The 23290-nt window shown below is 65.6% G+C and carries 28 protein-coding genes; 17 read left to right on the top strand and 11 right to left on the bottom strand.

All coding sequences use genetic code 11. The features are described 5' to 3' along the window. Positions 1-6: 6 nt before the first annotated feature. The 7 genes from HMP06_RS15965 to HMP06_RS15935 are packed head-to-tail and all read right to left on the bottom strand — an operon-like array spanning position 7 to position 4034. Positions 7-789 (bottom strand): enoyl-CoA hydratase-related protein, encoded by a 783-nt coding sequence (locus HMP06_RS15965; RefSeq protein ID WP_176497965.1) that lies wholly within the window; start codon positions 787-789, stop codon positions 7-9. Then, a complete protein-coding gene (locus tag HMP06_RS15960; protein ID WP_232089743.1) occupies positions 786-1013 on the bottom strand; it encodes a type II toxin-antitoxin system RelE/ParE family toxin in 228 nt (75 codons plus the stop codon). The genes HMP06_RS15965 and HMP06_RS15960 overlap by 4 nt, the downstream gene beginning before the upstream one ends. A gap of 47 nt (positions 1014-1060) precedes the next feature. After that, the gene (locus HMP06_RS15955) at positions 1061-1306 is read right to left on the bottom strand and encodes a hypothetical protein (RefSeq protein WP_176497963.1); all 246 of its coding nucleotides are present in this window, start codon (positions 1304-1306) and stop codon (positions 1061-1063) included. A gap of 32 nt (positions 1307-1338) precedes the next feature. Further along, positions 1339-1767 (bottom strand): methylmalonyl-CoA epimerase, encoded by a 429-nt coding sequence (gene mce / locus HMP06_RS15950; RefSeq protein WP_176497962.1) that lies wholly within the window; start codon positions 1765-1767, stop codon positions 1339-1341. Between the two features lie 3 nt (positions 1768-1770). Further along, positions 1771-2307, bottom strand: a complete 537-nt coding sequence (locus tag HMP06_RS15945) for a hypothetical protein (protein WP_176497961.1) — start codon at positions 2305-2307, stop codon at positions 1771-1773. Further along, positions 2304-3320, bottom strand: coding sequence for a cobaltochelatase subunit CobS (cobS, locus tag HMP06_RS15940; RefSeq protein WP_176497960.1), 1017 nt, complete (start codon positions 3318-3320; stop codon positions 2304-2306). The genes HMP06_RS15945 and cobS overlap by 4 nt, the downstream gene beginning before the upstream one ends. A gap of 33 nt (positions 3321-3353) precedes the next feature. Further along, entirely contained in the window at positions 3354-4034 is a 681-nt protein-coding gene (locus HMP06_RS15935; RefSeq protein WP_332103008.1) for a winged helix-turn-helix transcriptional regulator, read from the bottom strand. A gap of 80 nt (positions 4035-4114) precedes the next feature. On the opposite strand from HMP06_RS15935, the gene HMP06_RS15930 reads away from it, so the two are divergent. From HMP06_RS15930 to HMP06_RS15920, 3 genes are all read left to right on the top strand, one after another. Then, the gene (locus HMP06_RS15930) at positions 4115-4552 is read left to right on the top strand and encodes a VOC family protein (RefSeq protein WP_176497958.1); all 438 of its coding nucleotides are present in this window, start codon (positions 4115-4117) and stop codon (positions 4550-4552) included. Positions 4553-4637: 85 nt separating this feature from the next. After that, positions 4638-5498, top strand: a complete 861-nt coding sequence (locus HMP06_RS15925; RefSeq protein WP_176497957.1) for a VOC family protein — start codon at positions 4638-4640, stop codon at positions 5496-5498. Further along, positions 5491-6144 carry a glutathione S-transferase family protein gene (locus tag HMP06_RS15920; RefSeq protein ID WP_176497956.1) on the top strand — a complete coding sequence of 218 codons (654 nt, stop codon included), beginning with the start codon at positions 5491-5493 and terminating at the stop codon, positions 6142-6144. Before HMP06_RS15925 ends, HMP06_RS15920 begins: the two co-directional genes overlap by 8 nt. 129 nt (positions 6145-6273) lie before the next feature. On the opposite strand, the gene HMP06_RS15915 is transcribed toward HMP06_RS15920, so the two are convergent. Beyond that, on the bottom strand, positions 6274-6576 hold the full coding sequence (locus HMP06_RS15915; RefSeq protein ID WP_176497955.1) for a hypothetical protein: 303 nt from the start codon (positions 6574-6576) through the stop codon (positions 6274-6276). A gap of 256 nt (positions 6577-6832) precedes the next feature. On the opposite strand from HMP06_RS15915, the gene HMP06_RS15910 reads away from it, so the two are divergent. Further along, positions 6833-8146 carry a cation:proton antiporter gene (locus HMP06_RS15910; RefSeq protein WP_232089741.1) on the top strand — a complete coding sequence of 438 codons (1314 nt, stop codon included), beginning with the start codon at positions 6833-6835 and terminating at the stop codon, positions 8144-8146. 7 nt (positions 8147-8153) lie between these two features. On the opposite strand, the gene HMP06_RS15905 is transcribed toward HMP06_RS15910, so the two are convergent. Next, positions 8154-8765, bottom strand: coding sequence for a J domain-containing protein (locus HMP06_RS15905; RefSeq protein ID WP_176497954.1), 612 nt, complete (start codon positions 8763-8765; stop codon positions 8154-8156). Between the two features lie 40 nt (positions 8766-8805). On the opposite strand from HMP06_RS15905, the gene HMP06_RS15900 reads away from it, so the two are divergent. The 4 genes from HMP06_RS15900 (at position 8806) to HMP06_RS15885 (ending at position 11464) form a co-directional block, all read left to right on the top strand. After that, positions 8806-9096: a BolA family protein gene (locus HMP06_RS15900; RefSeq protein ID WP_176497953.1), complete on the top strand. Its 291-nt coding sequence runs from the start codon at positions 8806-8808 to the stop codon at positions 9094-9096. After that, the gene (locus tag HMP06_RS15895) at positions 9093-9539 is read left to right on the top strand and encodes an NUDIX hydrolase (protein ID WP_176497952.1); all 447 of its coding nucleotides are present in this window, start codon (positions 9093-9095) and stop codon (positions 9537-9539) included. The genes HMP06_RS15900 and HMP06_RS15895 overlap by 4 nt, the downstream gene beginning before the upstream one ends. Continuing rightward, on the top strand, positions 9536-10438 hold the full coding sequence (locus HMP06_RS15890) for a pirin family protein (RefSeq protein ID WP_176497951.1): 903 nt from the start codon (positions 9536-9538) through the stop codon (positions 10436-10438). The genes HMP06_RS15895 and HMP06_RS15890 overlap by 4 nt, the downstream gene beginning before the upstream one ends. A gap of 135 nt (positions 10439-10573) precedes the next feature. Next, entirely contained in the window at positions 10574-11464 is an 891-nt protein-coding gene (locus HMP06_RS15885) for an alpha/beta fold hydrolase (RefSeq protein WP_176497950.1), read from the top strand. Positions 11465-11609: 145 nt separating this feature from the next. On the opposite strand, the gene HMP06_RS15880 is transcribed toward HMP06_RS15885, so the two are convergent. Next, on the bottom strand, positions 11610-12713 hold the full coding sequence (locus HMP06_RS15880) for a DUF2332 domain-containing protein (protein ID WP_176497949.1): 1104 nt from the start codon (positions 12711-12713) through the stop codon (positions 11610-11612). A 67-nt stretch (positions 12714-12780) separates the two neighbouring features. On the opposite strand from HMP06_RS15880, the gene hisG reads away from it, so the two are divergent. The 4 genes from hisG to HMP06_RS15860 all read left to right on the top strand — a co-directional run bounded on the left by hisG (position 12781) and on the right by HMP06_RS15860 (position 15497). Then, positions 12781-13443 (top strand): ATP phosphoribosyltransferase, encoded by a 663-nt coding sequence (gene hisG, locus HMP06_RS15875; RefSeq protein WP_176497948.1) that lies wholly within the window; start codon positions 12781-12783, stop codon positions 13441-13443. Further along, positions 13440-14723 (top strand): histidinol dehydrogenase, encoded by a 1284-nt coding sequence (gene hisD, locus HMP06_RS15870; RefSeq protein ID WP_176497947.1) that lies wholly within the window; start codon positions 13440-13442, stop codon positions 14721-14723. Before hisG ends, hisD begins: the two co-directional genes overlap by 4 nt. 124 nt (positions 14724-14847) lie before the next feature. After that, entirely contained in the window at positions 14848-15318 is a 471-nt protein-coding gene (gene nusB / locus HMP06_RS15865) for a transcription antitermination factor NusB (protein WP_176497946.1), read from the top strand. A 2-nt stretch (positions 15319-15320) separates the two neighbouring features. Then, positions 15321-15497 carry a DUF4169 family protein gene (locus tag HMP06_RS15860; RefSeq protein ID WP_176497945.1) on the top strand — a complete coding sequence of 59 codons (177 nt, stop codon included), beginning with the start codon at positions 15321-15323 and terminating at the stop codon, positions 15495-15497. Here HMP06_RS15860 and HMP06_RS15855 read toward each other — a convergent pair whose 3' ends face one another. Further along, on the bottom strand, positions 15498-16319 hold the full coding sequence (locus tag HMP06_RS15855; protein WP_176497944.1) for a universal stress protein: 822 nt from the start codon (positions 16317-16319) through the stop codon (positions 15498-15500). It lies immediately after the preceding gene. A gap of 304 nt (positions 16320-16623) precedes the next feature. Here HMP06_RS15855 and HMP06_RS15850 point away from each other — a divergent pair, with 304 nt between their 5' ends. From HMP06_RS15850 to HMP06_RS17820, 5 genes are all read left to right on the top strand, one after another. Continuing rightward, positions 16624-16782, top strand: a complete 159-nt coding sequence (locus tag HMP06_RS15850) for a Flp family type IVb pilin (RefSeq protein ID WP_176497943.1) — start codon at positions 16624-16626, stop codon at positions 16780-16782. A 58-nt stretch (positions 16783-16840) separates the two neighbouring features. Beyond that, a complete protein-coding gene (locus tag HMP06_RS15845) occupies positions 16841-17848 on the top strand; it encodes a thiamine-phosphate kinase (RefSeq protein WP_176497942.1) in 1008 nt (335 codons plus the stop codon). A gap of 102 nt (positions 17849-17950) precedes the next feature. Next, positions 17951-20113, top strand: coding sequence for a sodium-translocating pyrophosphatase (locus HMP06_RS15840; RefSeq protein WP_176497941.1), 2163 nt, complete (start codon positions 17951-17953; stop codon positions 20111-20113). A 206-nt stretch (positions 20114-20319) separates the two neighbouring features. Further along, complete coding sequence (locus HMP06_RS15835; protein ID WP_197940708.1) at positions 20320-22233, top strand: DNA methyltransferase; 1914 nt, start codon at positions 20320-20322, stop codon at positions 22231-22233. After that, positions 22194-23087 (top strand): type IIL restriction-modification enzyme MmeI, encoded by an 894-nt coding sequence (locus HMP06_RS17820; protein ID WP_332103007.1) that lies wholly within the window; start codon positions 22194-22196, stop codon positions 23085-23087. Before HMP06_RS15835 ends, HMP06_RS17820 begins: the two co-directional genes overlap by 40 nt. The last annotated feature ends 203 nt before the right edge of the window (positions 23088-23290 follow it).

The raw sequence follows: 23290 nt of genomic DNA, 5'->3' as shown, positions 1-23290 counted from the left end.
AGGGGCTTACGCCCCCCGGAACGCCGCCTTGCGCTTCTGCAGGAACGCGATCCCGCCCTCCATCGAATCCGCCGTGCCGCGCGCCGCGCGTTGGTTCTCCGCCTCTTGCAGCATCGCCGAGCTGTAATCGTTCTCATACGCGGTGCGGACCTGCCGCCGGATCAGGCCCATCGCCACGGTCGGCCCCGCCGCCAGCCGCTCGGCCAGCGCGAATGCCTCGGCGTCGAGCGCGTCGTCGGCCACGACCTTGTGGATCATCCCCCAATCGAGCGCCTTCGCCGCCGGGACCTTCTCGCCCAGCAGCATCATCTCGCTCGCGCGTGCGCGGCCGATCAGTCGCGGCAGCATCCAGCTTGCGCCACCATCGGGGACGAGGCCGATGTTGACGAACGCCTGAAGGAAATACGCCGTTTCGCTCGCCACGCAGAAGTCGGCGGCGAGCGCGAGGCTGCACCCGATCCCCGCGGCCGGCCCGCGCACCGCGCTCACCACCGGCACGCCGAGATCGGCGATCGCCGCCATCGTCGGGTTATAGCTCTGCGTCAGCGCCTTGAACGTGCTGTTGCCCGGATCATCGCTCCCCAGCGCGCCGCCGCCGACATCCGCGCCCGAACAAAAGGCCCGGCCCGACCCCGCGAACAACACGGCGCGCGCACCGTCAAGATTGGCGATGGCATGGGCGATTTCCTCGAACGCCTGCGGGGGTGCCGCATTGAGCCGCTCGGGCCGGTTGAGCGTCACCACCAGCACGTCGCCGCGCCGTTCGCTCAGAATCATTTCGTAGGTCATGCTCTCTCCCTGTCTTCTTGCGCATGGTGGACGCGCCTGATGCGGATCTGATCGCCATCGATCGTATAGGTCACGACATAGCCGATATTTGGCATAGACCATTGCCGGATGTCGCGGGTCACAGTGGGCGCAATGCGCGGGAATTCCACCAGGCGATCACAGCGCAATTGAATTTCTCTCGTGACGCCGTCAGCCAGAGCGATGTCGCGTTCGGCCAGAAACAACCAGACTCGATCGAGATCGGTCCGGGCCCGCCCAGTCCAGACCAATTTCACAGGCCGCGTTCAGCCCGCCAGCGTTGCTTCAATTCCGCCATATGGGCAGCGACTTCTTCGGAGGTGTACAACCGCCCCGCCCGAACATCTTCTTCTGCTTCCTCAAGACCAGCCCAGAATTCCGGATCGGCCTGCAACCGCGCGATCGCTTCGGCCTCCGCCGGCGACCAGATCTGCAGGCCATGCTCGTCCGGCGGACCAAGATCGTCGTCCGGGCGAAGATCGGGAACGGGCTTGTTCATTTCGCTACGATATTCCCTTCGCGCGCCGCCCGCTAGTGGTCCGGCGTTTCCATCAGCTCGACCAGCACGCCGCCCATATCTTTGGGATGGACGAATATGATCGGCGTACCGTGCGCGCCGATGCGCGGTTCGCCCAATACGGTCGCGCCCTTGGCCTTCAGATCGGCGACGGCCACCGTGATATCGGGCACTTCGAAACAAACGTGATGCTGCCCACCCGCCGGATTCTTGCGCAGAAAACCCGCGATCGGCGAGCTTTCGTCATACGGCTCGATCAGTTCGATCTGCGTGTTGGGCGTGTCGATGAAACACACTTTCACGCCCTGCGCAGGCAAATCGAACGGCGCGCCGATGACGGTGGCGCCCAGCAGATCGCGGTACATCGCGATCGAGCGTTCGATCGAGGGCGTGGCCACGCCGACATGGTTCACTCGACCGAGTACGGGGGGCGCGGGGTTCATGCTCTACTCTTCATCCGGATTGGGCTGCGACTTGGCATCGGGCGCCGTGGCAGACGGGAGCGGGGCCGCAGAGCGCGGCGGAGCCACGCCGAACTCATAGTCACACGCCTTCAGCACCTGCCGGATCGGCCCCTCACCGGGACCGGTGAAGCTCGCTTCGACCACGGCATTGTCGGGGTCGATCACGCGGACGTGGATCGTCTTGCCATGCGCGATCACCACCGCGAGATTGGTCACGATCACATCCTGGCTGATGAACGCGCCGACGCCCGGGAACTGCCAATTGGTGCCGAGCCAGCCATCGTCATCGGCCTTGATCGACACCGGGCGCGGCAGAGCGGCGGCAAAGCCCGGCTTGGGAATGAACTGGATCGAGACGATCTTCTCATTGGTCGCGTCGCAGCGCACGACCAGGCGCGCCTTATCGTCCGTCGACCACGCCGAGCTGGTCGTCGCCTTGCTCGCCTTCTCAAGTCGCGTCGTCACCGCCCAGGGAACGGGCGGGGCGGCGGCGGCCTGCAGGAGCAAGGCGAGGATCATGCCACCGACTTGCCGGCGCCGACCACGCTCTCGGGCAGATCCTTGCCGAACACGCGCTGGTAATATTCCGCAACCAAGGCGCGCTCGGTCTCATCGCATTTGTTGAGGAAGCTCAAGCGGAACGCAAAGCCGACGTCGCCGAAGATCAGCGTGTTCTGCGCCCAGGTGATGACCGTGCGCGGGCTCATCACGGTCGAGATGTCGCCGTTGATGAAGCCACGCCGCGTGAGGTCGGCCACGCGCACCATGTTGTCGACCTGCGCCTTGCCCTCGGGCTTGTCATATTCGCCCGATTTGGCGAGCACGATCTGCGCCTCGACCTTGGCGGGCAGATAATTCAAGGTCACGACGATGTTCCAGCGGTCCATCTGGCCCTGATTGATCTGCTGCGTGCCATGATACAGGCCGCTGGTATCGCCCAGGCCGACCGTATTGGCAGTGGCGAACAGGCGGAAGAACGGGTTCGGGCGGATCACGCGGTTCTGGTCGAGCAGCGTCAATTTGCCCTCGGTCTCGAGCACGCGCTGGATCACGAACATCACGTCGGGGCGGCCGGCGTCATATTCGTCGAACACCAACGCAGTCGGCGTCTGCAACGCCCACGGCAGCAGCCCCTCGCGGAATTCGGTGACTTGCTGACCGTCTTTGAGCACGATCGCATCGCGCCCGACCAGATCGATCCGGCTGATATGCGCGTCGAGGTTGATGCGGATGCACGGCCAGTTGAGGCGCGCGGCGATCTGCTCGATATGCGTCGATTTGCCGGTGCCGTGATAGCCCTGCACCATCACGCGGCGGTTGTGTGCAAAGCCCGCGCAGATCGCGAGCGTGGTGTCGCCGTCGAACACATAGGCCGGGTCGAGATCGGGTACGCGTTCGTCGGCGACCGAGAAGGCCGGTACTTCCATGTCCGAATCGATCCCGAACAGGTCGCGGACCTTCTTCATCTGGTCGGGCGCGTCGAGGATCGTCGTCTCGCGGCTGTCGGGCTGGGTGTTCGGAATGTTCGTCATGGCGACAGCCTTAGGCCAAGGTTGGGCGCGGACTCAAGAACCCAGCTTCGCCGGAAGCGGGAATAGCGTGACGAAGCGTTCGGCGAGCGCGCGGTCGCCCGCAAGCCGTAGCGTTCCCGCAGCCTCGGCGTCGGCGATCGGGCGACCGCCATAAACGACCGAAGCGAGCGTCGCCGGGTCGGTCTCGAACATCACCGCCGCCTCCGCCGGATCGCCCCGCCGAATCGCGATGCCGCCTGCGTCCACCACTGCGAAGAACACTTCATTGCCGAAGCGGAATCCGACAGTCGCGCCGAACGCGCCACTGCGGCTGCGGTCAATCATCGTGCGGAACGACAGCATTGCTGATGCGGCACTGAATGGCAGCGTCGCATCATGCAGGGGCGATTGCGCCGCCCAGCGTCCCAACTCCTGGATCGCAACTTCGGCGGAATAGCCCAGCGCGGTCAGTTCATAGACTTGCACGGAGGCAGGCGGCGGCAGCTTGCGCCGCGCGAGAATGCCGACCCGTTCCATACCCTCCAGCCGCTGCGTCAGCACATTCGCGCTGATCCCGGTCAGCCCGCCGCGCAATTCGCCGAACCGGCGCGGCCCGAACATCAATTCGCGCACGATCAGCAACGACCAGCGCTCCCCCACCAATTCCATCGCCAGCGCGGTGCCACAGGCATCGTCATACCAGCGCTTGGTCGTGGCGTCGGAACGTTCAGTCACTTTTTCTAACTTCATCGTTGCTTTTAATAACTCACGGCCGCATCAAAGGCAAACAACGAGTCGCACAGGAGAATTGCGCCGTGACAAAGAGGATCTTCATCAGCCTGCCCGTCGCCGACGTCCCCGCCGCGACCGCCTTCTACGAAGCGATCGGCTGCACGCGTAACCCCGCCTTCTCCAACGAGGCCGCGGCGTCGATGGCCTGGTCCGACGCGATCACCTTCAATCTGATCGGCCACGATCTCTATCGCACCCTCACCGCGAAGCCCCCCGCCGATGCGAAGACGACAGGCGGACCGCTGTTCGCGCTGGCGCTGGAGTCGCGCGAAGCGGTTGACGCCTTCGCCGCCGCAGCAATCACCGCTGGCGGACGCGAATTGCACGGCGCGGAGGACGAAGGCTTTATGTATTCGCGCGGGGTCGAGGATTCCGACGGGCACGGTTTCGGCCCGATCTGGATGGACCCGAATGCGTACGACGCGATGCCAGCCGCCGCGGAGCCGGTGCCCGCCGCCTGACCCCCACAGGAGACACGCCATGCATTCGATGGCGAACGCATGATCTTGGGCGGATTCGATCCCGTCGTTATTCTGGAGAAATGACATGGCGAATCATCATGGCGACTTCATCTGGTACGAACTACTCACGCCCGACCCGGACGCTGCTCGCGCCTTCTATGAGACGGTCGTCGGCTGGCAGATCGAAGCGGCGGCGAGCGGCCCGATCGACTATCGCATGATCGCATCCGCCAACGGCCCGGTCGCCGGGCTGCTGCCGCTGACGCCGGAGATGCAGGCGGGCGGCGCGCGCGCAGGCTGGCTCGGCTATGTCTCGGTCGACGATATCGATGCGATGGCGGGGTCGATCGCCGATGGCGGCGGCACGGTGCACATGGGGCCGTGGGATATGCCGGGTGCTGGGCGCATGGCTTTGGTCGCCGATCCGCAGGGTGCCGTTTTCTACATCATGAAGCCGACGCCCCCCGCCGACCGGCCCGACGCGACCAGCCTGTCCTTCTCCTACGACATGCCACGCCCCGGCCATTGCGCCTGGAACGAGCTTGCGTCCGCCGATCCCGCCGCCGCGCTCCATTTCTACGGCCAGCGCTTCGGCTGGGTGAAGGATGGCGAAATGGATATGGGGCCGCTCGGGACTTACGAATTCCTGCGCCACACCGGTCACGCCCCTGACGGATCGCCCCCCGGCCACGGGATGCTCGGCGCGGTGATGCCGAAGCTGCCGGACATGCCGGTGTCGGCCTGGACCTATTACTTCCGCGTACCCGACGTGGATGCGGCGGTGGCGGCGATCACCGCAAACGGCGGCAGCATCGTCCAGCCGCCGATCGAAATCCCCGGCGGCGACTTCTCGATGGTCGGCATCGATCCGCAAGGCGCGGTGTTCGCGCTGGTCGGGGCCAGGGCCGGAGCACAGTCGGGCGAGGTCGCGGTGGCCGATGCTTGAGCTCTTCGCCCACCCCTTCTCGTCTTACTGCCAGAAGGCGTTGATCGCGCTCTACGCCAACGACACGCCCTTCACCTTCCGGCTGCTCGGCCCCGACCAGCTCGATACGGCGACCGAACTCGCGCGGCGCTGGCCGTTCGGGCAGTTTCCGGTGCTGGCCGACGGCGCGCGCACCGTGCCCGAGGCATCGATCATCATCGAATATCTCGACACGCATCATCCCGGCACGCATCGCTTCGTGTCCGAAGGCGACACGCTCGAAATCCGCTTGCTCGACCGCGTGTTCGATAACCGCGTGATGACGCCGGTGCAGAAGCTGGTCGGCAACGCAATGCGTCCATTCGACAAGCGCGACCCGACCGGGGTCGAGGAGGCACGCAAGACGCTCGACACCGCTTATGCCTGGCTCGATGCGCAACTGGCCGGGCGCATTTGGGCAGCGGGCGGCGACACGCCCACGCTCGCCGATTGCGCCGCAGCACCGTCGCTCTTCTACGCCGATTGGGCGCACCCGATCCCCGACAGCTATGCGACTCTGAAGGCGTACCGCGCGCATCTGCTCGCCTGGGCACCGTTCGCGCGCTGCGTCGAGGAAGCGCGACCCTACCGCCATGTCTTCCCGCTCGGCACGCCCGACCGCGATTGATGTCTTCAGGAGAAACGGGATGAGCGATTGCACCCCGTTCCACAGCACATGCGTGAAGGCGGCCGCTCAGCAATGATCACGCGCAGCCCGAACGGCGAAGAAAATTCAGAAGGGCACCGTGCGAAAGCTTCACGAAGGCGGGTTGAGGCACACCTGAACCTGCTTTTCATCGAACCATGATACGATCGTAGTGCCATGACCATTGCGGGCGAGATCGACGCGGCCAACTGCGGTGCCGGACCCCGAACTCCAGATAATGGTGGCTCGGTCTGGCCTATCCGGCTGGCGATAAACTGCCGGTGGTCCGTAGTGTGCGATGTTGATCAAGCACCGCTCCACGTCTCCCATGGCGCTGTCAGTATCATATCGGCCAAAAGGCGGTTTGGCTTCAAACTTTCCGATCGGCCCGGTCGCCTGCAACGCGACGATCAACAAAAAATCTAGCATTAGCTTACCTATTCTTGGCCGCGCCGAAGTTAGTCCGAATTGGAGGACCTAGCAAATGGCGGGAGGACTTGTCGGCGCGCAATTGGAAGAAGTGGCGAAACGCATCTCGTGACATCGATCCTCCCCCGCCAGGGGGAGGATTGGGGCTAACCTTCCCCGCGCATGGCACATTTCCGCCCGCGATTGGTTGAGCGGGGAGCGCTGCACGCATCCGTGCCGCGCGCCGCGATCGGAAGTGCCGTTGATCCTCTCTCTGTCCGAAGCCACCAGCCTCGCTGCGGAGGCCCCCCGGTTCGAGGCACAATATATCCCGATCCTGTTCGCACTCGGCGCGATGATTCTGGTCATCGCATGGCTGCCGTTCGTCCTTCGGAAGCTGCCGCTGTCGTTGCCGATCGTGTGCGTCGCAATCGGCTTCGTCCTGTTCTCCTTTCCGCCTTTCTCGGCCTGGGCGCCGCATCCCGAGAAGACCCCCAAGCTGGTCGAACGCGCCACCGAGATGATCGTGATCGTGTCGCTGATGGGTGGCGGGCTCAAGATCGAACGGATCGTCGCGTGGAAGAGCTGGAACGTCACGTGGCGGCTGCTCGGCATCGCCATGCCGCTGACGATCCTGCTCGTCATGCTGCTCGGCTATCATTTCCTCGGGCTCGGGCTGGCGACGGCGCTGCTGCTCGGCGGCGCGCTCGCGCCGACCGATCCGGTGCTGGCCGGCGACGTGCAGATCGCCCATGACGAGAATGAGCAGGAAGCCGAGGCGAAGTTCGCGCTGACCAGCGAAGCCGGATTGAACGACGCGTTCGCCTTCCCCTTCATCCACCTCGCCATCGCGATCGCCGCTGCAGGCGGCCTGAGCGGCGCGGTGCTGACGCATTGGGTGCTTGATGACGTGCTGTGGAAACTCGGTACCGGGCTGGTGTTGGGTGCTGGCCTGGGCCGCGCGATCGGTTGGATCATCTACCGTATGCCCGCGGGCACCGCGCTATCGCGGACCGGCGACGGGTTCATCGCACTCGGCGCGACGCTGCTCGTCTATGCCGTCACCGAATTCGCGCATGGCTACGGCTTTCTCGCGGTCTTCGTCGCGGGCCTGACGATCCGCCAATCGGCGCGCGGGCATGATTTCAACAAACGCCTGCACGATTTCGCCGACGAATCGGAGCGGCTCTTGATGATGCTCCTGCTCTTGCTGTTCGGCGGGATGCTGGCGGCGGGTCTGCTCGCCCCGCTCGGCTGGAAAGAAGCGACGTTCGCCGGCGTCATGCTGCTCGTCATCCGCCCGCTCGCCGGGTGGATCAGCTTGATCGGGGTGAAGCGCCCCCCGCTCGAACTGGGCATCATCGCCTTCTTCGGTATTCGCGGCCTCGGCTCGGTCTATTATCTCAGCTACGGGTTCAATCACGCCGCGTTCGTGCAAAAAACCAGCCTGTGGGCGACGCTCGGGCTGATCATCGCGGGGTCGATCCTGATGCACGGCGTGCTGGTGACGCCTGCGCTCCGGCTGCTGCACCGTCATTATCACCGGCTCGGCATCGTCGAGACGGAAGAAGGTTGAGGCTTCCTCAGGCGAACGCGGCCGCACCCTTCAACTGCGTGTAGGCCGCGATCACCTCTTGCAGCTTAGTCTCGAAACTGCGGTCGCCGCCATTGCGATCCGGGTGATACTTCCGCACCAATTCGGCATAGCGCGTGCGCAAGCCGCGCCGGTCGACGTCCGCAGCGAGCCCCAGCACCTTCAACGATCGCCGGTCGAGTTCCGACAAGGGTCGCCCGTCGGCCCGTGCCGGTTCCGCCGCGCGCCGGAAGCGCGCGCCGATCGCGTCGAGCGGATCGCTGAAATCGGCCCATTTCGGCGGCACGTCGCCGCCCGAATGCGCAAACGCGCGCGTCTCGCGCTCCCAGCCGGCAAAGGGCCTCTGCTGCGCGTGGATTTCCTCCGCGCTCATGCCGGTGAAAAAATTGTAGCGCGCATTGAACGCACGGACATGGTCGAGGCAGAACCAGCGATACGGCCGCGGCCCCTCCGACCCGTAGCCCGATCCTTCCGCCGGGGGCGCGCGGAACTCGCCCGGCGCATCGCATCCGGCCTCGGCGCACGCGCGCCCGCTCCCCTCGACCCGGCCGTGGAAGCGGGGCGATGGCTTTTCGCGGTTCTTGTCGTCTTCGCGTGCCAACGCGGCTCCCTCAAATCCAAAAACGGTTTATATAGGCGTGATGAACCAGCCCGCCACCGCCCCCCGCCCGCTTGTCGACGAAATGCGTGATCGCCTCGACGCAGCACTTGTCCCCACCAGCCTCCACATCTCCAACGACAGTGCGCAGCACGCCGGGCACATGGGCGATGACAAATCGGGCGAATCGCATTTCTCGGTGACGGTCGAGAGCGAAAAGTTCGTCGGCCTCAACCGCGTCGCGCGACAACGGCTCATCAATACCGCGCTCGCCGACCTGCTCGCCACGCGCATCCACGCACTGGCGATCAGTGCCCGAGCGCCGGGCGAGTGACCGCGCGCGCCGCCCGCCCGGCCGCGCGTATCCTGCTGCTCGATCCGGACGACCGCGTGCTGCTGTTCCGCTTCAACCCTGACGACCGCCCGCCGTTCTGGTGCACCCCCGGCGGCGCGCTTGATCCGGGCGAGAGCTACTGCCAAGCCGCGCGGCGCGAACTGCGCGAGGAAACCGGCCTCGATCTCGATTGCGGCCCCGAAATCCTGCAGCGCACCGTCGATTTCGTGACGATCGAGGGCGTGCCGGTCACCGCCGACGAACGCTATTTCCTGATCCGCAGCGAATCCGCCGACATCGACACCGGCGGCCATACCGCGCTCGAACAGCGCGTGATGACGCGCTGGCGCTGGTTCGACCGCGCCACCTTGCGCGCGCTCGACGAACCCTATTTTCCCGAAGACCTGGCCGCGCTTCTCGACCGGGTGGAGGCTATGACATGACCAATGACGATCTGATCCTGCAGACGATCACGCCCGTCACGCACGATCTCGGCGGCTTCAAGGTCCACCGCACGCTGCCGTCGCGCCCGCGCACGATGGTGGGGCCCTTCATCTTCTTCGATCAGATGGGCCCCGCGCGCCTGACCGTCGGCACCGGCATCGACGTGCGCCCACACCCGCACATCAACCTCGCGACCGTCACCTATCTGTTCGAAGGCGCGATCGCGCACAGCGATTCGGTCGGCAGCGTGGCGGTGATCGAACCCGGCGCGGTCAATCTGATGACCGCGGGGCACGGCATCGTTCACTCCGAGCGCTCGCCCAGCGCCGAGCGTGCGGTCGGACCCGCGCTGTCGGGCATCCAGACCTGGCTCGCCATGCCCGAGGCGGATGAGGAGATCGATCCCGCGTTCGAACATGTCGCCAAAGCCGATCTGCCGACGGTCGAAACCCCGGGCGCCCGCGCGCCCATCGTGATGGGGAGTCTCTGGGGCGCGACCGCACCGACCACCACCTATGCCGAGACAATCTACGCCGACATCGTGCTCGATGCGGGCGGCAGCGTCCCGATCGATGCCGCCGCCGATGAGCGAGCGATCTACATCGCGATTGGCGACGCGACGCTCGACGGCATGACGCTAGAACCGAGGACGCTCTACGTCCTGCGCCCCGGCGTGACGGCAACGCTCCGCTCGGAAAGCGGCGCGCGCGCGATGCTGTGCGGCGGCGAAGCCTTCGCCACGCCGCGCCACGTATGGTGGAACTTCGTCTCCTCGCGGCAGGATCGCATCGAGGAAGCCAAGCGCGCCTGGACCGCGGGCGAATTCCCCAAGGTAGGGGGCGACGACAAGGAATGGATCCCGATCCCGGCCATCCCGAAGACCGTGAGCTATCCGTAACATGTCCTCCCCGCCCTCCCCCTGACTCCCCACCCGCTTGCGGGAGGGGCTGGGGGAGGGCATGTCGGATGCACTGCGCGGCGAGTAAAGGTCAGGCCCTCCCCTAACCCCTCCCGCAAGCGGGAGGGGAATTAGATGATCGAAGCGTTTGCATTGCAGCAGGTCCCCCTCCCCACCGGCGTCACGCTCGACGTCGCCACGGCCGGCGACCCGGCGCATCCGCCGATCATCCTACTCCACGGATTCCCCGAATCACACCGCACTTGGCGGCACGTCATCCCGCAGCTCGCCACCGACCATTTCGTCATCGCACCCGACCAGCGCGGCTTTGCGCGCTCGTCCAAGCCGGAGGGGATCGACGCGTACAAACCGGCGAATATCGTCGCCGACCTGCTCGCGCTCGCCGACCATTTCGGCCTGACGACCTTCACGCTCGTCGGCCACGATTGGGGCGGTGCGATCGCGTGGATGGCGGCGCTCAACAATCCGGCGCGCATCACGCGCCTCGTCATCGTCAACGCGCCGCACCCCTTTATCTTTCAGCGCACGCTGTTCGACGACATGGCCCAGCGCGAAGCGAGCCAATACATCACCGCCTTCCGCAACCCCGATTTCGAGGCGCACATTGCGCGGATCGGCTTGCCCGCGTTCTTCGAGTCCAGCTTCCTGCCCCACACCGATTTCGACCGAATCGCCGACGAAAAGCCCGTCTATCTCGACCAATGGGGCCAGCCCGGGGCGCTGACCGCGATGCTCAACTGGTACCGCGCCAGCCCGATCATCGTACCTGCGATGGACGAAACGCCCGAGCGCCCCGCCTTCCTCGACGGCCCCTTCCCCCCGATGCCGCAGCCGGTGCTGGTGGTGTGGGGCCTAGCCGACGCTGCGTTGCTGCCGAGCCAGCTCGAAGGATTGGAGCGCTACGTCCCCGACCTCACGCTGGTGAAGGTCGACGCCGGGCATTTCGTGCCGTGGGAAGCGCCCGATGCCGTAGTCGCGGCGATCCGGGGTTGGCTGCCTTCCTAAAATCCTCCCCGGCACGGGGAGGGGGACCGTGAGCATTCAGCGAACGGTGGAGGGGGCTCTCGGCGAGCGGTTCCCTGCGGCACGCCCCCCCTCCACCACTCGGCTGAAGAAGCCGAGCGGTCCCCCTCCCCGTGCCGGGGAGGAATTAGACAGTGACCCGCGCCGCCTCGGGCAAATCCACCCCCGGCGCGGCATCGCCTGAAGCCCCGCCCGCGTCGATCCAAGCCCCATGCGCATGGCTCGTCCCCAGCGTTTCCCACGCGCCATCTCCCGGCCACGAGCGCGCGCGGATCACCTGATGCCCCAGCGCCCGGTCCGGCTCCATCATCACCCAGCCAAGCGGCCGTTCCGCCGTCGCGGCCGCGCCCGCCGCCGGCATCGCCACGCGAATCCGTTCGGCGACGGGTTCGGGCAGATATTGCCACACCACCGAATGCATCAGCACGCGCGTGACGCCCGCTTCCTGCGGTTCGGCGAGCCGCGCCTCGATCCAGTCGGCGGCATCGGCCTGCACCAGATCGACGCCATGCGCGCCCAGCATCGCGATCGCCGCGCGCACCCGCGTCAGCCGTTCGGGCGTCTCGGGCCAGACATACGCCGCCAGCCGCGCCGCCACATCGGGATCGGTCGCGTCGAGCGGGTTCACGTCGCACCCGCGTGACCGGACGATCTCCAGCGGGACCGCCGCCGCTGCCGGACCCTGCCATTGCGGCGCGATCGTCACCGGCGGATCCTCCGGCCCGTACATCGTCCCGCCCAGGTCGAAGCGATAGCGATCAATCAGCAAATTGAGCCCCGCGCTCGACCCGATTTCCAGCAGTTCGATCTTCGACCCATGACGCCGCGCGATCTCGATCAGCCCGAGCATCAGCGCCGCCGATCGCCCCGGCTCATTGGTCTGCGGCGGCCCGTCGAGCCACGGCAGCAGCGCCGCCTCGTGCTTGGCCAGCACGCGTTCCAGCGTCGCAATTATCGCGCCCTGCTCGGTCACCGCCCCCGCATAGATCGCCGCCAGCCCCACATCCGCGCCGCCAAGGACCAGCGCATGAAACCCGCCGAACAACCGCAACGGCAAGGCATCACGCGTAGGCTCGCCTGGCCAATCGAGCACCCGCGCGCCCACCACCGTGTCGCGCGTCAGCCCCGCTGCGACCGCCCCCGCCATCCGGCCATAGATCGGCGCGGCATTGGCCTCGCAATAGTGCTGCTGGATCAGGAAAGCGCCGCGATTGGTTTTCTCATCTGCCATGATCGATTTTCTCCACCGATGGCGTCTGTTGCGCCCACCCCCGACCCCAAGTAAAGCCCCGGGCATCATGCCCGACCCCATCATAATCGCCGTCCCCAAGGGCCGCATCCTCGCCGAGGCGGTCCCGCTGCTCGCCGCCGCCGGAATCGTGCCCGAGCCTGCGTTCAGCGACGAGGACAGCCGCGCTTTACGCTTCACCACCAACAACCCCGGGATCGACTTGATCCGGGTCCGCGCGTTCGATGTCGCTACCTTCGTCGCGCACGGTGCCGCGCAACTCGGCATCGTCGGGTCGGACGTGCTGGCCGAGTTCGATTATTCGGAACTCTACGCGCCCGTCGATCTCGGCATCGGCCATTGCCGCCTGTCGGTCGCCGAACCCGCCGACATGGCCGCCAACGATGACCCGCGCGGCTGGAGCCATGTCCGCGTCGCCACCAAATATCCGCACGTCACCGAAGCCTATTTCGCCCGCCGCGGGGTTTCGGCGGAATGCGTCAAGCTGAACGGCGCGATGGAGCTGGCGCCCTTGCTCGGCCTCGCGCCGCGCATCGTCGATCTGGTGTCGTCGGGCCGGACGCTGAAAGAGAACGGACTGGTCGAGGTCGAGACGATCATGGAGGTCACCTCGCGGCTGATCGTCAACCGCGCCGCCTTCAAGACACGCGGCGAAGTGGTGCCGCTGGTCAAGGCGTTCCGGCGCGCGGTTGCGCAGGAGCGCGCGGCGTGATCCGTCTCACGACCTCCGCCCCCACCTTCGCCGCCGATTTCACCACGCTGGTCAACGCCCGCCGCGAAGCCGATGCCGATGTCGCGCGCGACGTCACCGCGATCATCGCGCGCGTCCGCGATGCAGGGGATACCGCTCTGGCAGACCTTACCCAGCGCTTCGATCGCCACGATCTCGACGCGACCGGCTGGCAGATCGATCGTGCAGAATGGCGCGCGGCCTATGACGCGCTCGACCCAGCGTTACGTGACGCGCTCGATCTCGCGGCCAGCCGCATTCGCGCCTATCACGAGAAGCAGAAGCCGCAGGGCAGCGACACCACCGACGCTGTCGGCGTCCGGCTTGGCGCACGCTGGAATGCGGTGCAGGCGGCGGGCGTCTATGTCCCCGGCGGCCGCGCGGCCTATCCCTCCTCGGTGCTGATGAACGCGATCCCCGCCAAGGTCGCAGGCGTCGATCGGCTGGTGATGGTCACGCCCACCCCCGATGGCGAAATCAACCCGCTGGTGCTCGCCGCAGCCCATATTGCGGGCGTGGACGAACTGTGGCGCGTCGGCGGCGCACAAGCGATCGCCGCGCTCGCCTACGGCACCGACCGGATCGCCCCGGTCGATGTCATCACCGGCCCCGGCAACGCCTGGGTCGCCGAGGCCAAACGCCAGCTCTACGGCGTGGTCGGCATCGACATGGTTGCGGGGCCGTCCGAAATCGTCGTCGTCGCCGATGGCAAGAACCGCGCCGACTGGATCGCCGCCGATCTGCTGTCACAATCCGAGCATGACCCGACCAGCCAGTCGATCCTGTTCACCGACTCGCCCGACTTCGCCGACGCCGTCGCCGCCGAGGTCGACGCCCAGATCGAAACGCTCGCCACCGCCAAGGTCGCGCGCGCGGCATGGGATGCGAACGGCGCGATCATCGTGACCGCGTCGCTGGAGGAAGCCCTCCCGCTGGTCGACCGGCTCGCCGCCGAACATCTCGAACTCGCCTGCGATGATCCCCAAGCCCTGTTCGACCGCATCCGCCATGCCGGATCGGTGTTCCTCGGTCGGCACACGCCCGAGGCGATCGGCGATTATGTCGCCGGGCCGAACCACGTCCTCCCCACCGGCCGCCGCGCGCGCTTCGCCAGTGGCCTGTCGGTGCTCGATTTCATGAAACGCACGAGCTTCCTGCAATTGGGGCCTGAGGGGCTGGCCGCGATCGGCCCCGCCGCCGTCGCGCTCGCCGAGGCAGAGGGGCTGCCTGCGCACGCAAGGTCCGTGGCGCTGCGGCTCTAAGCCACTGTCGTGCCCCTGCGCAGGCAGGAGCCCAGGGTATCACCCGCCGTCCTCGAAACCCTAGGCCCCGGCCTTCGCCGGGGAACAGGTTCACTTGGGCATCATCCTCCGCTAAGGCCCGCGCATGTCCTCCCACACCACCCCCCGCACCGCAGAGCGCTCGAAAGCGCGCGCCGCCGCCCGTCTCGCCGCCGTCCAGGCGCTCTACCAGCATGACATGGAGGCGACTCCAGTCACGCAATTGCTCCACGAATTCCACCAGCACCGTCTCGGCGCGACGATCGAGGATGCCGAATATGCCGAGCCCGAGGTCGATTTCTTCGACGATGTCGTAAAGGGCACGCACGCGCGGCTCGCCGAGATCGACACGACGATCGCGGCCAAGCTCGCCAAGGGCTGGAGCCTGACCCGGCTCGACAAGGCGATGCGCGCGATCCTCCGCGCCGGAACCTACGAACTGCTCGCGCGCCCCGATGTTACCGTCGGCACCGTCATCACCGAATATGTCGACGTCGCCCACGCCTTCTTCGACAAGCGCGAGGCGGGCTTCGTTAACGGCCTGCTCGACGCCATCGCCAAGGATGTGCGCGCATAGCCATGGCGGAGATCGTCAATCTGCGGCTGGCGCGCAAGGCCAAGCGGCGGAGCAATGACGCGGCAACCGCCGCCGCCAACCGCGCGAAATTCGGCGCGACCAAGGCCGAGCGGACGAAGCTGGCGATCGAAACGAACCGCCACGATCGCACGCTCGACGGGGCGAAGCGCGAGGAGTGATCAGAGCGAAATCGGCACGTCCCCGGTCGTCGGCAGCGCCAGCACCGGGCACGTCACCTCGCGAACCACCCGGTCGGTCGTGCTCCCGCGTACGAGACCGAGCAAGTCGCGCTGCGCCGCCATCGGCATCACCACCAGGCTGGCCTGACGCGCCTGATCGAGCAGCGTGTCGACCACCGGCCCCTCGACGCGCCGCACCGCCAGCGCCGCGCCATGGCCGTCGAGCAGCACCGGCGCGACCGGCCCGACATGCAGGAAATCGATCGCTACATCGATGCTTTCGAGCAGCGTCTTGAGATGCGGCACAGCACCCTGCGGGTCGGGTGCATGATCGACCGGCACCAGCACCGAGCTGAGGTGCACATGCCCCGTCATCGAATCGACGAACGGCCGCGCGAGCGGGCCGAGGATCAGCGTCGGGATGATCGTCTCGCGCGCCAGATCGGTGGAGACCGAGGGAGCCAGCCAGCGGCTGAGGCCCGTGCGCCCGTGGCTCGCCATCACGATCAGCTCGGGGCGATGATCGGCGAGGAAGCGCGTCAGGCCATCGCCCGTCTCGACATCGCGGATTTCCACCTTGCGCACCTCGATCCCGGTCACCGACGCGATATCCTCGGGTGCCGCATCCGCCGCCAGCAGCCCCCAGCGCTGCAGCGTGGCGCGCACGTGCGGAAAGCGGTCCCACTGCGCGTCGGCGCGCGGATCGTGGACATGCAGCAGCGTGAGCCGGCAGCGATTGGCCAGCGCGAGATACAGCGCATGCTCGAAGGCGGCCTGTCCCTCGGGGGTGAAATCGGTCGGATGCGCGATGGACTGGATCATGGAATCTCCCGCTTTTGGCTCGCCGAGAACGGGTGAATAGGTTGGATCGTGAAGTGACGCCATCGATATAACGCGGGCGCGGGCGCCCCATCGCCACCCTTTCGCAGACAGCAGCCCGCCAGGCCGCTAGACCCCCTGAGCGTGACCGAAGCCGAGTTCATCGTCCGCTTGCGCACCCTCCCGCTCCACCCCGGCACGGCGCGACCGTGGCACACCGGCAGCGTAACTTTACCTAGGGGCGGATTCACGCGGCCGAAGCCTCGCCCGCCTACAATGAGAGCCTCACCCAGGCAGAGGCCGACCGATGAAAAGATTGCGCAGGGACCGTCGCGGCGCAACCGCGATCGAATACGGGCTGATCGCCGCGCTCATCGCGGTTGCAGCGATCGGGGCCATGCAAGGACTCGGCAATCAACTGGCGATCACCTTCGCCAACATCACCTCGAACATGAAAGCGTCCTGACGACTGCCGCCGTAACGCCTAGCAGACAAGACCCGGCGCTGCAGCTACATCCCGTCGCGTGACCGAAGCCGAGTTCATCGCCCGCTTGCGCACCCTCCCGCTCCACCCCGGCGCGGCGGGGCTGGTGGATGATGCCGCGACGCTCACCCCCGGCGGCGAAACGCTCGTGCTCAGCACCGATACAATGGTCGAGGGGGTCCACTTCCCCGCCGACATGGCCCCCGCCGATGTCGCATGGCGCTTGATTGCCTGCGCGCTGTCCGATCTCGCCGCCAAGGGCGCGGCGCCGGTCGGGGTGCTGCTGAATTATCCGCTGCGCGCTAGCGTCACCCACCCAGCGTCCACCCCGGCGAACGCCGGGGCCCAGTCGCGGGCGGCTGATGGCGGAGTGCAGCCCCCGAAGACTTCCACCAGCGCGACTGGGCCCCGGCCTTCGCCGGGGGGGAGCGAAACCGAGAATTGGGACGACGCCTTCCTCGACGGTCTCGCCCAAGTCCTCACCCACTATTCCGCGCCACTGCTCGGCGGCGATACCGTGTCGATCCCGCCCCACGCCCCGCGCGTCCTCACGATAACGGCGATCGGCAACGCAACGCACCTGCCCGTGGCTATCCGCTCCGGCGCCAAAGCGGGCGACGCGCTTTATGTCACCGGCACGATCGGCGCGGCACTGCTCGGCTTCGAGCGACCCGAAACCCAACCCAATGCCTATCGCCGCCCGGTCGCGCGCATCGCCGACGGCATCGCGCTTGCCCCCCACGCCAGCGCGATGATGGACGTGTCCGACGGCCTCCTGCTCGATGCGCAGCGCATGGCCGCGGCCAGCAATCTCAGCGTGAGGATCGCGCTCGACGCCGTCCCCGTCCCGCCCGAACTCGCCACCGATCGCCTCCGTGCGGTGACCTGGGGCGACGATTACCAATTGCTCTTCGCGCTGCCATCGGGCGCGACTCCGCTCGTCGCCGCGACCCGCATCGGCCAGTTCGCGCCCGGTCAGGGCCTCACCCTTACCGACCACGGCACCCCCATCCCACTCCCCGCCAGCCTCGGCTATCAGCACGGCTGAGACAGCGGGTTGCCAAGCCATCCCCCGGCGCTACTTTGACGGCATAAGCGTGGGGGCACGGCACGTCCGGAACCCCCACCGACACGATAGGGAAGGATACGCATGACGATCGTCTATGCCGCCATCATCTGTGGCCTGATCGCCGTCGCTTACGGCATCATCACCAGCCAGCAAGTGTTGCGAGCGCCCGCCGGTAACGAAAAGATGCAGGACATCGCCGCCGCCATTCAGGAGGGCGCGAAGGCGTATCTCGGCCGCCAGTATCGCACCATCGCGATCGTCGGGGTGATCGTCCTCGCTTTGGTGTGGGTGTTCCTCGACGGGATGGGCAGCCCGGTCTCGGCGGCCAGCTTCGCGCTCGGCGCGGTGCTGTCGGGCGTGGCGGGCTATGTCGGCATGAACATTTCGGTGCGCGCCAACGTCCGCACCGCAGAGGCCGCGCGCACTTCGCTGCAGGGTGGCCTGACGATGGCGTTCCGATCGGGTGCAGTCACCGGCCTGCTCGTCGCCGGGCTCGGGCTGCTCGCGATTTCGGGGACCTTCTGGTATCTCGCGGGCACCAACGGCGTGAACGCTGGCGCGCCCGTCGTGGTCAAGGCGCTCACCGCACTCGCGTTCGGCGCATCGCTCATCTCGATCTTCGCGCGTCTCGGCGGCGGCATCTTCACCAAGGCGGCGGACGTCGGGGCCGATCTGGTCGGCAAGGTCGAGGCGGGCATCCCCGAAGACGACCCGCGCAACCCCGCCACGATCGCGGATAACGTCGGCGACAATGTCGGCGATTGCGCCGGTATGGCGGCCGATCTGTTCGAAACCTATGTCGTGACGATCGGTGTGACGATGATCTCGGTCGCGCTCGCGCTCAAAAATGCCGACCACCTCCTGCAAGTCATGACGCTCCCGCTGATCGTCGGCGGGGTGTGCATCCTCACCTCGATCATCGGCACCTATTTCGTCCGCCTCGGCGGCAGCAACAACATCATGGGCGCGCTCTACAAGGGCTTCTGGATCGCGATCGGCCTGTCGATCCCGGCGATCTACTTCGCCACGCAATACACCTTGGGCGACATGAACGCGACGATCGGCGGCAACGCTTTCCTCGACGGCAGCGGCGCCACCCCCGAGGCGATCGCGGGCAGCGCAGGCGTGGCCTTCACCGGCATGAAGTTGTTCTGGAGCATGATGATCGGCCTCGCCGTCACCGGGCTGCTGGTGTGGATCACCGAATATTACACCGGTACCAATTTTCGCCCGGTCCGCAGCATCGCCAAGGCGTCGGAGACCGGCAGCGGCACCAACGTCATCCAGGGCCTCGCGATCAGCCTAGAATCGACCGCACTCCCCACCATCGTCATCGTCGTTGCGGTCATTGCGGCGTATCAGCTCGCGGGCGTGATCGGCATCGCCTTTGCCGCGACCGCAATGCTGGCGCAGGCCGGGATGGTCGTGGCACTCGATGCGTACGGCCCGGTGACCGATAACGCCGGCGGCATCGCCGAAATGGCCGGCCTCCCCGATGACGTGCGCCACAAGACCGACGCATTGGACGCGGTCGGCAACACCACCAAGGCGGTTACCAAGGGCTATGCGATCGGATCGGCCGCGCTCGCCGCCCTCGTGCTGTTCAACGCCTACACCTCCGATCTCGCGCGCGATTTCCCCGATCTGTCGGTCAATTTCCAGCTCAGCAACCCGTACGTCATCGTCGGCCTGCTGCTCGGCGCGCTGCTGCCCTATCTGTTCGGCGCGATGGGGATGACCGCAGTCGGCCGCGCGGCGGGCGAAGTCGTCAAGGACGTGCGCGATCAATTCGCCAACAATCCCGGCATCATGACCTATGAAACCAAGCCCGATTATGCGCGCACGGTCGATCTCGTCACCAAGGCGGCGATCAAGGAGATGATCGTGCCGAGCTTGCTGCCGGTGCTTTCCCCCGTCGCCGTGTATTTCGCGATCACGCTGGTGGCGGGCCAGGCCGAGGGCTTCGCGGCGCTGGGCGCGATGCTGCTCGGCGTGATCGTCTCCGGCCTGTTCGTCGCAATCTCGATGACGAGCGGCGGCGGGGCGTGGGACAATGCCAAGAAATACATCGAGGACGGCCATCACGGCGGCAAAGGCTCCGAGGCGCACAAGGCTGCGGTGACCGGCGACACGGTGGGCGATCCGTATAAGGACACGGCGGGCCCAGCGGTGAACCCGATGATTAAGATTACCAATATTGTCGCGCTGCTGCTGCTGGCTGCTCTCGCAGCCAGCGCAGGCTGAGCGAAAGCTCAGCAAGCGCGACCGGCCGAGGGGTCCCCACAAAGTATTACTTTGTGGGGTGCCCCGGCAGGGGCCATAAGCCCCCGACCGACGGCGTGGCTTCGCCACGACGCCCCTTCTTCTTCTCTCAAGCCCCCACCCCACCGAATTTTTCTTGCCCTCCCCCAACCGCTTGCCCCATCGTCCCCAGCGCAGGGGAACAAGCAATGCGGTTAGGCTGGGACGAGATCAAACGCCGCGCCCGCGCCTTCAGCGAGGAGTGGCAGGCCGCGCATTATGAAAAGGGCGAAACCCAGTCCTTCTACAATGATTTCTTCGACATTTTCGGCGTCAAGCGCCGCCGCGTCGCCACCTATGAACAGCGCGTAAAGCTGCTCAGCAACCGCCACGGCTTCATGGATTTGTTCTGGCCGCGCACGCTGCTGATCGAACAGAAAAGCGCCGGGCTCGATCTCGGCCGCGCAGGCACGCAGGCGTTCGACTACATCGACGGCATCGCCCAATCGGAACAGCCGCGCTACGTCCTGACCTGCGATTTCCAGAACTGGCGCTTGCTCGATCTCGACAAGGGCGGCGATCCGCTCGTCTTCAAACTGCCCGATCTGCACAAACATATCGAGGCGTTCGCCTTCATCCTTGGGCGGCAACGCAGTTTCGAGACGCAGGCGACCGTCACGATCAAGGCCGCCGAGCTGATGGGCAAGCTCCACGATGCGCTGGAGGCGTCCAACTATAAGGGGCACGATCTCGAACAATTGCTCGTCCGCCTGCTGTTCTGCATGTTCGCGGACGACACCGGCATCTTCCAGCCCAAGGACATCTTCCTCGAACTGCTGCGCGACGACACGCGCGAGGATGGCAGCGACACCGGCCCCAAGCTGATGGAATTGTTCGACGTGCTCGATACCGTCGAGGGCGATCGCCAATCCAATCTGTCGGGCGAACTCAACGCCTTCCCCTATATCAATGGCGGCCTGTTCACGGGTCGGCTGCGCACGCCGGTGTTCGACAAGACGATGCGCGCGCTGCTGATCAACGCGTGCGAACATGATTGGAGCGGGGTCAGCCCGGCCATCTTCGGGTCGCTGTTCCAATCGGTGATGGACGCCAAGGAACGCCGCGCGAAGGGCGCGCATTACACCTCCGAAGGCAATATCCTGAAGGTCATCGGGCCGCTCTTCCTCGATGATCTGCGCGCCGAACTCGCCAAGGCCACCGCGCGGCGCACCGGGCGCGAGGCGGCATTGCTCGAATATCAGGCGAAACTGTCGCGGCTGACCTTTCTCGATCCGGCGTGCGGCTGCGGCAATTTCCTCGTCATCGCCTATCGCGAAATCCGGCGGCTCGAACTCGCCTGCCTCAAGGCGCTTTACCCCACGCAACAGATCGACGCCGTGCTGCTCAGCCGCGTCACGGTCGAACAATTTTACGGGATCGAGGTCGAGGAATTCCCAGCGCGCATCGCCGAGGTCGCGATGTGGATGGCCGATCACCTCGCCAATAACGAATATAATGAAGCGTTTCAGGGCAATAGCGCGCGTATCCCGCTGAAAGACTCCGCGCACATCCTCAACGCCGATGCGCTCGACACCGATTGGGCGAGCCTGGTTCCGCCGGAAAAGCTGCACTACATCATGGGCAACCCGCCGTTCATCGGCAAAAAAGAGCAGAGCGCGACCCAGAAGGCGCAGGTCAGAAGGTTTTTCGATAATGCTCCGGGGTCAGGAGAACTCGATTACGTTAGCTGCTGGTTCGAGAAGGCGAGCTCGTTCGCTGAACAGAACAAAAGAATCGCGATCGCATTTGTTGCAACAAACTCGATCACTCAAGGTGAACAAGTGGCGACACTTTGGGCACGAGTATTGGATCGGCATCAGATGTATATCTTTTTCGCCCACAGAACCTTTGAGTGGAGCAGTGAGGGCAGAGGGGCAGCGCATGTGCACGTGGTCGTGATCGGCCTACGGGGCACTAGTCCGCAGCACGGAAGACTATTTGAATATCAATCGGTCCGGTCCGAACCAATTGAAATTGAGGCAAAGCAAATAAATGCCTACTTAGTCGACGCGCCTAATGTCCTTTGCGAAAAAGTCGTGAACCGCTTACTCCGCGTCCAATAATACAAAAAGGGAGCGAAGCCACCGATTTCGGACATTTGACAGTGAGCGCGAGTGAAAAAGCACGATTCCTTGAGTCCGAAGGTTTTGATCCCGCATGGCTGCGAAAATTTATCGGCGGCGAAGAATACATCAACGATGGTATTCGGTTCTGCCTTTGGCTGAAAGACGCACGACCTGATGCGTTGAGGTCCTGCCCTGCGGTGCTCGATCGCCTAAAATCCGTAGCACGTGCCCGCGCCGATAGTGATAAGGCTCGAACAAAATGGTGGGCGGATTATCCCACGCTCTTCACTGAAGATCGACAACCCACGTCACAATATCTCTTAGTCCCAAAGGTATCTTCTCAGCGTCGGCAATATGTGCCTATGGGTATCGTTGATGAAAAGACGATAGTAAGCGGTAGTGCGCAGTTCGTCCAAGACGCTGATAATTTCACGTTTGGTTTGATGACTTCATCGATGCATATGACATGGATGAAAGCCGTAGGCGGGCGTACTAAAAGTGATTATCAATATACCAATACGCTAGTCTACAACACCTTCCCCTGGCCCGACGCTACCCCCGCGCAGCGCACGAAAATCGAAGCACTCGCACAAGCCGTGCTCGATGCGCGGCTGGCGCACCCGACCGCCAGCCTCGCCGATCTCTACGATCCCGACACGATGCCCGGCGACCTCCGCAAAGCGCACCACGCGCTCGATCTGGCGGTGGATCGGCTCTACCGTGCTACCCCCTTTGCGTCGGACCGCGACCGGGTCGAGCATCTGTTCGGCCGCTATGAGGCGCTGGTGAACCCGCTCGCCACGGCGGGCGTAAAGGCAAACAAGCGCGTCGCCCGCAACGCCGCAAAATAACCTGTCCTACACCCCCGCCCGCGTGCATATTCCGCACCGGCCCGCGCCCTACCCACTCTGGCACCCGGCGTATGCCAGCTCTTTCCTATCGCTGGTCCGCTCGCCCGCCCCCCGGCTCGCGCAAAAACACGATTTACGCCTAACTTCCCCCTAATTTTCCGCGTGCGCGCCGGGGCGCCGCGCACGCAAAAAGGGCACCCCGC

It is taken from the genome of Sphingomonas sp. HMP6 (assembly GCF_013374095.1).
Lineage (GTDB): Bacteria > Pseudomonadota > Alphaproteobacteria > Sphingomonadales > Sphingomonadaceae > Sphingomonas.
This window is presented reverse-complemented; position numbering and strand designations above follow the sequence as displayed.

Coding starts and splice junctions, on each gene's coding strand:
- HMP06_RS15880 (WP_176497949.1), bottom strand. CDS start 12,713: ATGGCAGATGAGAAAACCAATCGCGGCGCTTTCCTGATCCAGCAGCAC.
- HMP06_RS15925 (WP_176497957.1), top strand. CDS start 4,638: ATGGCGAATCATCATGGCGACTTCATCTGGTACGAACTACTCACGCCC.
- HMP06_RS15890 (WP_176497951.1), top strand. CDS start 9,536: ATGACCAATGACGATCTGATCCTGCAGACGATCACGCCCGTCACGCAC.
- HMP06_RS15860 (WP_176497945.1), top strand. CDS start 15,321: ATGGCGGAGATCGTCAATCTGCGGCTGGCGCGCAAGGCCAAGCGGCGG.
- mce (WP_176497962.1), bottom strand. CDS start 1,767: ATGAACCCCGCGCCCCCCGTACTCGGTCGAGTGAACCATGTCGGCGTG.
- HMP06_RS15920 (WP_176497956.1), top strand. CDS start 5,491: ATGCTTGAGCTCTTCGCCCACCCCTTCTCGTCTTACTGCCAGAAGGCG.
- HMP06_RS15835 (WP_197940708.1), top strand. CDS start 20,320: ATGCGGTTAGGCTGGGACGAGATCAAACGCCGCGCCCGCGCCTTCAGC.
- HMP06_RS15900 (WP_176497953.1), top strand. CDS start 8,806: ATGAACCAGCCCGCCACCGCCCCCCGCCCGCTTGTCGACGAAATGCGT.
- HMP06_RS15855 (WP_176497944.1), bottom strand. CDS start 16,319: ATGATCCAGTCCATCGCGCATCCGACCGATTTCACCCCCGAGGGACAG.
- HMP06_RS15840 (WP_176497941.1), top strand. CDS start 17,951: ATGACGATCGTCTATGCCGCCATCATCTGTGGCCTGATCGCCGTCGCT.
- cobS (WP_176497960.1), bottom strand. CDS start 3,320: ATGACGAACATTCCGAACACCCAGCCCGACAGCCGCGAGACGACGATC.
- HMP06_RS15885 (WP_176497950.1), top strand. CDS start 10,574: ATGATCGAAGCGTTTGCATTGCAGCAGGTCCCCCTCCCCACCGGCGTC.
- hisG (WP_176497948.1), top strand. CDS start 12,781: ATGCCCGACCCCATCATAATCGCCGTCCCCAAGGGCCGCATCCTCGCC.
- HMP06_RS15850 (WP_176497943.1), top strand. CDS start 16,624: ATGAAAAGATTGCGCAGGGACCGTCGCGGCGCAACCGCGATCGAATAC.
- HMP06_RS15955 (WP_176497963.1), bottom strand. CDS start 1,306: ATGAACAAGCCCGTTCCCGATCTTCGCCCGGACGACGATCTTGGTCCG.
- HMP06_RS15965 (WP_176497965.1), bottom strand. CDS start 789: ATGACCTACGAAATGATTCTGAGCGAACGGCGCGGCGACGTGCTGGTG.
- HMP06_RS15945 (WP_176497961.1), bottom strand. CDS start 2,307: ATGATCCTCGCCTTGCTCCTGCAGGCCGCCGCCGCCCCGCCCGTTCCC.
- nusB (WP_176497946.1), top strand. CDS start 14,848: ATGTCCTCCCACACCACCCCCCGCACCGCAGAGCGCTCGAAAGCGCGC.